Below are 7585 nucleotides of genomic sequence, written 5' to 3'. Positions count from 1 at the left end.
TCGCTGGCCGGGGCCAGCGCCATCAAGACCAACCGGGCCACAACCACCGAAGGGCGCTCGGTCGAGATCGTCGAGGCCAAACGCGAGAAGCTGCGCGGCCAGGTGGCGCGGGTGGAAACGATGGCCTCACGCAGCCAGGCGCTGGCGTCGCAGAGCCAGGCGCTGGAGTCACAGAGCCAGGCGCTGGAGTCGCAGAGCCAGCGGTTGGAATCGCGCCTGGAGAACATGGGCAGCCCGTTAGAGGATGCCGGGGCCGATCCCCAGGTGGCCGTGGCCCGGGCCGCGACCCAGGCGCAGTGGGCCGAGACGCAGACCGCGCTGGCCCAGTCGCGAGCGGCCGAGGCGCAGGCCCAGGCGGAGTTGGCCGAGCTGCGCGCCCGGCTACAAGCAGCTGAGGGGACGGCGGTCAAGGCCGCCGAGCGTGCGGCCCACCTGGAAGCGGCGCAGGATCAGGCCGTCGGCGACCTGCACGCCAACCCGTCCATCCAGGACGCGCGCTGGAGCGACATGCTGCGCGGCGACACCATCGCCAACTTTGAGCTACCCGACCTGGGCAAGATTCAGATGTTCCTGTTCACGGCCATCCTGGTCTTCACCTACGCGGTGCTGCTGTGGTCGACCATGACCATGCCCGCCATGCCGCAGGCGCTCCAGCTCTCGCCGTGGATCAGCCTGCCCGGCTTCTCCGACAGCCTGGCGCTGACGCTGGGGCTGTCGAACGGCGGCTACCTGGCGACCAAGACGACGGCGTAGAAGAGCTCACGCAAAGGGCGCAAAGAAAAGATTCTTTTTGCGTTCTTTGCTTCTTTGCGCCCTTTGCGTGAGCTCTTTTTCCTCAATTACCCGAAAGTCCGCACTTCCTTCCACAACGCCTCATACGCCGCGGCGGCGGCCGACTTGGGGGCATAGACGGCCACCGGGGCGCGGCGCTCGGCCATGCGCTCTATGTCGCTGGCATAGGGGATGGTCGTGAAGAGGAACGGCCCGTCGTGGCGGGCGTCCACCAGCTGGCGGTGCAACGTTTTGCGCCGGTCGACCATGCTGTAGAAGGCCAGCGTCCGCAGGTGGTCGAGCGATTCACGGGCCAGGAACTCCTTGATGAGCGCCAGCGTGCGCAGCGACAGCGTGGCGGGGATGACTGGGGTCAGCAGGGCGTCGGCCGCCCCGAACATGCTTTCCGAGGAGAGGGTGATGCCTGGCGGGCAGTCGAGAAAGACGCGCCGGTAGCGCGTCGCCAGCGGCTCCAACAGCTTGCGGAAGGCGCGTTCTGGCCGCTTGCTCTCGCTCAGCCCCAGGTCCATGTTCCGATAGGAGAAGTCGGCCGGCAGCACGTCGAGGTTAGCGTAGTCGGTGGACTTCACCAGGTCGCCCACCTCACGCTTGCCGCTGAGCAGCCCCTTGCGCCCGCCCTTCAGCTTCGGCTCCACGCGCAGGCAGTAGGAGGCCGCGCCTTGCGGATCGAGGTCCCATAGCAGCGTCGGCTCCCCGTCCCGCGCGGCCAGATAGGCCAGGTTGACGGCCGCCGCCGTCTTGCCCACCCCGCCTTTGATGTTGTAGAGGGCGATGACTCTCATGGACGTGTTCTCCTAATCGCTTGTTGTTCGTAGTCAGGCGCTTCATTGCCGTTCTTTTCTCCCGGCAATGAAGTGCCTGACTACAAGCCGCGCCGCGTAATTCTACCGCGACCTGTACCCGCGGAATATACCCAGATATATAGTGCCAGGCCCTCTCTGCCATTATCCTGTATTCAATCAAGAAGCACAGATAAGTACCAGATACGGTTGCAGACGAGTTCTAGAATCTGTGTAATCTGCGAACTCTGTGGATTCTTCTTCTGGAGGCGAGCGATGAGACAGCACATGGAGCGGCCAGGGATGACGGGCATGACTTTTGCCTCGGTGGCGGTAATCGCTCTACTGGTGGCCGGCCAATTGCTGAACACGTTCCACCGGCCGCACATCGAACTGCCGCCGCCCCCAGCGGAACGACCCGTGGCGGCCGTCGAAGCGGAACCCGGCATGGCTCTGCTGCTCGTCGCCCCGCCCGAAAACACGACGACGGTGACCGGCGGGCCGTGCCTGGCCGATCTGGCCGATGCGGCGGATGAAGCGCCCCGCTCGCTGATTATGGTGGACGGCGCGGCCAGCGTCGCGCCCACAACCGACAACCCGGCGGCCGGACTGCCCTGCGGTATCAAGTAGTCACGCCGCCTGTTCTGAAACCATAAGAGGTGAATGATGGATCGGTTAGACGAATTCGAGGATAGCCGTAATTTGAGCGACCGGCCGATGAACCGGCCGGCCAGCGGCCCACGGCGCACGCACCGCTGGATCGGCCCGGTGTTGGGCGCGCTCATCGGTTTTGTCTTGGGGTCGGCCATCAGCTTCCTGTCGGCCGCCTATTTGCCGGAAGGCTCGGCCTGGTTTGCGCCGAGCGGCCTGCTGTTCCAGGTGGTCGGCGCGATTGGCGGTGGCCTTATCGGCCTGCTGGCCTCGCGGCGTCAACCGAATACCCGATCCTAACGGAGGTAACTGGCATGGAGTACGAACGAGAGACGACGACTGTGTCCAGCGTGTCCGTCGAGGGGCGTGTCGATATGCCGCTGGCGGCGGTGCTATTGATTGGGGCGGCCTATGGACTGGGCATAGGGCTGGCGCTGGCCCTGGCCGCGCTGTTCAGCGTGCCCGTGCGCGCCTGGGCCGGCCACCTGCCCGGCGGGCTGCTCGCCCTGCAAAGCTTCCTGGTCGCCAGCGGCGCCCTGGCCGGCGCCTGCGCGGCCACGCTGCTGACGTTACGCCAACGATACGAGTAGTTGCCAGGTTCCAGGTTCCAAGTTCCAGGGAAGAGCGCTCTTCCCTGGAACCTGGAACCTCTTCCCTAACCCCTAGCCCCTAACCCCTACTCCCTATATACTGTCGGACAATTATGTCCGACTTTGACGCTTCCCTCCTCCAGACCCTCACCCAAACCCTGGCGCGGAACATCGTCCGGCGCTATGAGAGCGAATACGGCCGGCTGAGCGGCACGCCGTTCGAGGCGGCGGTCACGGCCGCGCTGGAGCCGGCGGCGGCGGCCTTCCTGGGCCGACTGACGGCGGCGCTACCCGACGCGCTGTGGCTGCCGGACGTCATCGAGCAGTTCTTTGACGATCCGGCCGCGGCCGGCGCGCTCATCCGGTTGCTGGCCGGTGAGCGAGACGCGGCTGGCGCGGCAGCCGAGGCCTTCGCCGCGGCCGGGGCGCAGATCGACCAACTCTCGCTGACCGACTTTGAGGAGGCGCTGGATCGCTTTGTGGCCGCGGCGACGCTGGCCGCCCGCCGACAACCGCCGCGCGTGCCGCTGGAACAGGGCGAGAAGCTGCTGCCCACCAGCCCGCCCTTCGCCCGCTGGCCGGCCGAATTGCCGCCATACGTCGTTGAGGAGACCGAACGGTTTATCAAGGAGGTGGCGGCCCAGGGCCTTGATCGCGTCGTTGCTGGCCACGCCCTGGCCGCCAACGGGATGATTCTCTTCGCCTGGCAGGGCGTGCCGCTGACCAGCGTCGAGCCGCCGCAGGAGATTGGCTCGCTCGGGGAGATCGAGCCTGGTGGGCGCGACGACCTGACCGGCGGCGTCCAGGAGGCCATCCCCCAGCCGCCGGTCGAGCCAAAACCGGAGCCGCCGCCAGCCGAACCATCGCCTTCGCCGCCATCGCGCCCACCCATTGCGCCAGAGCCTACCGCGCCCGAACCGTCCTCGCCAACGCCGCAGCCCGTCCTGGAATCGGCCGCCGTCTCGCTGCGGCTGGACGCGGCCGCCCCAGAGCGCGTGACAACTGGCCGGCCGTTCGACCTGGCTGTCGCCATCCGGCGGCCCGAGTCGCCGCCGCTGGCCCCCGACGACCTGACGCGGCGCGACAGCGCCCCCTTCGCCGTCAGTTGGCCGGCCGGCGCGACCTTTCTGTCCATGCGCATCGAGATCAGCGCCCCCGACTGCGACCTCCACGGCCCCAACGCCCAATCGGTGCGGCTGCCGCGCGGCCAGGACGGGCCGACGGTCTACTTCCAGCTGACGCCGCGGCGGGCCGGGCCGCTGAGCGTCATCATCACCGTCTACCAGGAGACGGACTGGATCGGCTCGGCGCGGCTGCGCACCGAGGCGGGGGCGGACGAGCCGCGCGGGGCGCTGGCGATGACGGTGGAGAGCGGGCCGGCGGGCGCGCCGGCCGGGGGCGCGGCGTCGCCGCCCGCGACGAGCGCCCCGCCCCCATCGGTCATGGTCAGCCAGCCGCTAGGCAACTTTACCGTGAACCAGAAGACGCTGCGCGACGCGCTGGATGCGGGTTACAACCTGTCGGAACTGCGCGACCTGTGCTTCGAGCTGGAGATCGACTACGACAACCTGGGCGGCGAAGGGAAGGCGGCCAAGGCGCGGGAGCTGGTTCTCCACGCGAAGCGGAATGGGCTGCTGGCGGCGCTCGTCGGCTGCGTGATGCGCGATCGGCCGCATTTGCTGGCGCCGGTGTAAGCAAATGGCTACGGATTGAAACGGAGAGGACGGATGAAGAAACGAATTGTTTTTGTCTCTACATCCGTTTCTTCCGTCAAAATCTGTAGCCATTCTTCCTCGCGTCTTTGCGCCGTTGCGCCTTTCCGTTAAGATTTGCCTCATGAAGGGCGCGGCATGAGCGGCGATGCTTCGGGCAGTACAGCCTACGACCTGTCCGGCGATTTTCGCGGGGCGACCATCAACATCGAGTCGCAGGTACATGTAGACCTGCCGCGCCTGTTGCCCTACACGCCCCCACCCCCACCCGACCCCGACGGCCCCTTGCCCGATCCCGGCCCCCTGCCACCCACCTCTCACATGCTCTACGGCCGCAACCCGCTGTTCACCGGGCGAGAGGAAGCGTTGCGGGCACTGGCCGTAGAGACGTTCCGGCCGAACGTCTCTACACCTGTGATCATCTCCTCCGGCATTGGCGGTGTCGGCAAGACCCAACTGGCCGTCGAGTTCGCTCACCGCTACGGCCGCTTTTTCCACAGCGTCCACTGGGTGTCGCTGGCCGAGGCGGAAGGGGCGCCGACGGCGATGGTCGAGTGCGGCCGGCGGATGGGGCTGCACCCGGCCTTCGGTGGTCTGACTCTGGACGACCAGGTGGCCTTAACCCAGGCCGCTTGGGAGGGACCGGAGCAGCGGCTGCTTATCTTCGACAACTGCGAAGACCCCGCCCTGTTGGAACGGTGGCGGCCGAAGAGCGGCGAGACGCGGCTGTTGGTCACCAGCCGGCGGCAGGGGCGTTGGCCGAAGACGATGCGTGTCACCGAGCAATCGCTAGACACCCTGCCGCTTGACGAGGCCGTGGCCCTGCTCGAGCGCTACACCGCGCCGTCGCCCACACTGGCCGAGATCGTCGCCGAATTGGGCGGCCTGGCCCTGGCGCTAACCATGGCCGGTAGTTACCTGGCGACCTACGCCAACGACCCGACGGTAACGCCGAAGACGCTGCTGGCCGAGTTGCGCGACCCAGCGTTGGCGCTGCGCAGCGAGGCATTGACGGGACGCGGCGTGGAAGCATCGCCTACCGGGCACGAGCTTCACGTGGCAAACACCTTTTTACTCAGTCTGCGACGGTTGGAGCAAATCGCTTCTCGCGGCGCGCTGGCGGTGAAGGTGCTGGCCCGCGCCGCGTGTTTTGCTCCCGGTGAGCCATTGCCGCTGTCACTGTTGCGCGCGGCGGCCGTGCGCGAAGCCCCCGACGCAAAACCAGGACTAGGACAGCGGATCAAAGCGTGGCTTAGACCCACGCCCACACCAACGTCGACAAAGCCCACATCACGGGACGTCACCGATGCACTGAATGCCTTGTACGCGGTAGGACTGCTGGAGCCGGTTGGGGACGAAACGGTGCGGCTGCACCGGCTCATCGCACGGTTCGTGGCCGAGGCGCTATCGGCCTCGGAAAACGGGGAAGGAAGCACGGAAGCAAGAGAGGGGATGATGGTAACAGCGCGGGCGGCGGTGGAGGGTGCGACCAACTCGTTGGCTTATCAGCAAAATATGACCGGTGATCCGGGGCCGCTCCACGCCTGGGTGTTGCACTTGCGCTACGTGACCGATGCTGCTTTCGACCACGAGGACAAAACGGCCGCAACACTCTGCACAAACCTGGGCTACCATCTGAAGCTAGTCGGCGACCTGCCCGGGACGCGGCGGTACTATGAGCGTGCTCTGGCTATCTCGGAGCGTATCCTCGGCCCCAACCACCCCGATACGGCGACGAGTCTCAACAACATCGGCAGCCTGCTGCTCGCTCAGGGTGACCTGGCCGGGGCGCGGCCGTACCTCGAGCGCGCCTTGATTATCCGTAGGCGCTTCCTCGGCCCCGACCACCCCTACACGGCGCAGAGCCTCAACAACCTGGGCATGCTGCTGCAAGACCAGGGCGACCTAGCCGGGGCGCGGCCGTACTTCGAGCGCGCCCTGGCCGTCCGCGCCCGCGTCCTCGGCCCCAACCACCCTGAGACGGCGACGACCCTCAACAACCTGGGCATGCTGCTGCAAGCGCAGGGCGATTTAGCCGGGGCGCGGCCGTACTTTGAGCGCGCCCTAACCGTCCGCGAGCGCACCCTCGGCCCTGACCACCCCCAAGCCACGGCGGCGGCCAATAACCTGGGCAGCCTGCTGAAAGCCCAAGGCGACCTGACCAGGGCGCGACTGCACCTCGAGCGCGCCCTGACCGTCTCTGAGCGCGTCCTCGGTCCCGACCACCCCCAAACCGCGACAGCAGCCAACAACCTGGGTCTCCTGCTGCTAGATCTGGGCGACCTGGCCGGGGCGCGGCTGCACTTCGAGCGCGCTCTGGTCGTCAGCGAGCGCGTCCTCGGCCCCGAGCACCCCGATACGGCGCGAAGCCTCAACAGTCTGGGCGGCCTCCTGCAAGCGCAGGGCGACTTGGTCGGGGCGCGGTCTTATTTCGAACTCACTCTGGCGATTCTCGAGACCAGGCTAGGGCCGGATCATCCAGGCACGAGGACAGCGCGCAGCGATCTGGCCGGTCTAGAGAAGCAGTTGCGAGGAGAACCGTAAAATCAAGGGCTTTCGATGCCCGCCAGACGGCCCTCGTCGTCATAGTCGGCGGCGATGCCCTCCGCCAGTTGTTCGGTCGTCACGGTAGTGTCAATGAATTGGATGTAAGGCGCATCTACTTCCGCATCATAGGTGATTTTCATTGGCTGTTCTCTCCTCACCAGTAAATGAGCAATACACCCTTTGCGTTCTTAGCGTCCTTCGCGCCCTTGGCGTGAGCCTCTGAAAATCAGCGAAATCTGCGGATTTCCCCTCTTACGCCGGCAACAACTCCCACGACTTCACCGCCCACCGCGCCATCATCTCCCCCCACACCCACGTCAGCCCCACCAGCAGCGCCAGCCCCACGGCCACGAACAGCCACGTCCACTGCGGGAAGCCCTGGGCCAGCAGGAAGGGCGCGAAGGCCAGCAGCGCCGCCGGCACGCCGTAGAGAATCGTCAGCAGCAGGCTGATCCAGCCGCCCCCAGCGGTGGTCATGCGCCGCGGATCGACCCAGCCCAGGTTGGCGTAGCGG

The 7585-nt window shown here is 66.7% G+C and carries 8 protein-coding genes and 1 pseudogene; 6 read left to right on the top strand and 3 right to left on the bottom strand.

Features of this window, described 5'->3' with window-relative positions:
* The coding region (locus tag ACE3UY_RS11005; RefSeq protein ID WP_374687577.1) for a hypothetical protein at nucleotides 1–753 on the top strand (753 nt) is incomplete at its 5' end.
* 86 nt (nucleotides 754–839) lie between these two features.
* Here ACE3UY_RS11005 and ACE3UY_RS11000 read toward each other — a convergent pair.
* Complete coding sequence (locus ACE3UY_RS11000) at nucleotides 840–1574, bottom strand: ParA family protein (RefSeq protein WP_374687576.1); 735 nt, start codon at nucleotides 1572–1574, stop codon at nucleotides 840–842.
* Nucleotides 1575–1847: 273 nt separating this feature from the next.
* Here ACE3UY_RS11000 and ACE3UY_RS10995 point away from each other — a divergent pair, with 273 nt between their 5' ends.
* The 5 genes from ACE3UY_RS10995 to ACE3UY_RS10975 all read left to right on the top strand — a co-directional run bounded on the left by ACE3UY_RS10995 (nucleotide 1848) and on the right by ACE3UY_RS10975 (nucleotide 7068).
* Nucleotides 1848–2201, top strand: a complete 354-nt coding sequence (locus ACE3UY_RS10995; protein WP_374687575.1) for a hypothetical protein — start codon at nucleotides 1848–1850, stop codon at nucleotides 2199–2201.
* 33 nt (nucleotides 2202–2234) lie between these two features.
* Nucleotides 2235–2522, top strand: a complete 288-nt coding sequence (locus ACE3UY_RS10990) for a hypothetical protein (protein WP_374687574.1) — start codon at nucleotides 2235–2237, stop codon at nucleotides 2520–2522.
* Between the two features lie 14 nt (nucleotides 2523–2536).
* Complete coding sequence (locus tag ACE3UY_RS10985) at nucleotides 2537–2812, top strand: hypothetical protein (RefSeq protein WP_374687573.1); 276 nt, start codon at nucleotides 2537–2539, stop codon at nucleotides 2810–2812.
* A 113-nt stretch (nucleotides 2813–2925) separates the two neighbouring features.
* Entirely contained in the window at nucleotides 2926–4506 is a 1581-nt protein-coding gene (locus ACE3UY_RS10980) for a hypothetical protein (RefSeq protein ID WP_374687572.1), read from the top strand.
* A gap of 156 nt (nucleotides 4507–4662) precedes the next feature.
* Entirely contained in the window at nucleotides 4663–7068 is a 2406-nt protein-coding gene (locus tag ACE3UY_RS10975) for a tetratricopeptide repeat protein (protein WP_374687571.1), read from the top strand.
* 2 nt (nucleotides 7069–7070) lie between these two features.
* On the opposite strand, the gene ACE3UY_RS10970 is transcribed toward ACE3UY_RS10975, so the two are convergent.
* Nucleotides 7071–7211 (bottom strand): DUF2283 domain-containing protein, encoded by a 141-nt coding sequence (locus ACE3UY_RS10970; RefSeq protein ID WP_374687570.1) that lies wholly within the window; start codon nucleotides 7209–7211, stop codon nucleotides 7071–7073.
* Nucleotides 7212–7323: 112 nt separating this feature from the next.
* Nucleotides 7324–7585: pseudogene (locus tag ACE3UY_RS10965) on the bottom strand (hypothetical protein); the annotation flags it as partial.

The sequence above is a fragment of the Promineifilum sp. (SeqCode) genome (assembly GCF_041918635.1).
Lineage (GTDB): Bacteria > Chloroflexota > Anaerolineae > Promineifilales > Promineifilaceae > Promineifilum.
The sequence above is the reverse complement of the archived record's forward strand: the minus strand, read 5'-3'. Positions and strand labels throughout refer to the sequence as shown.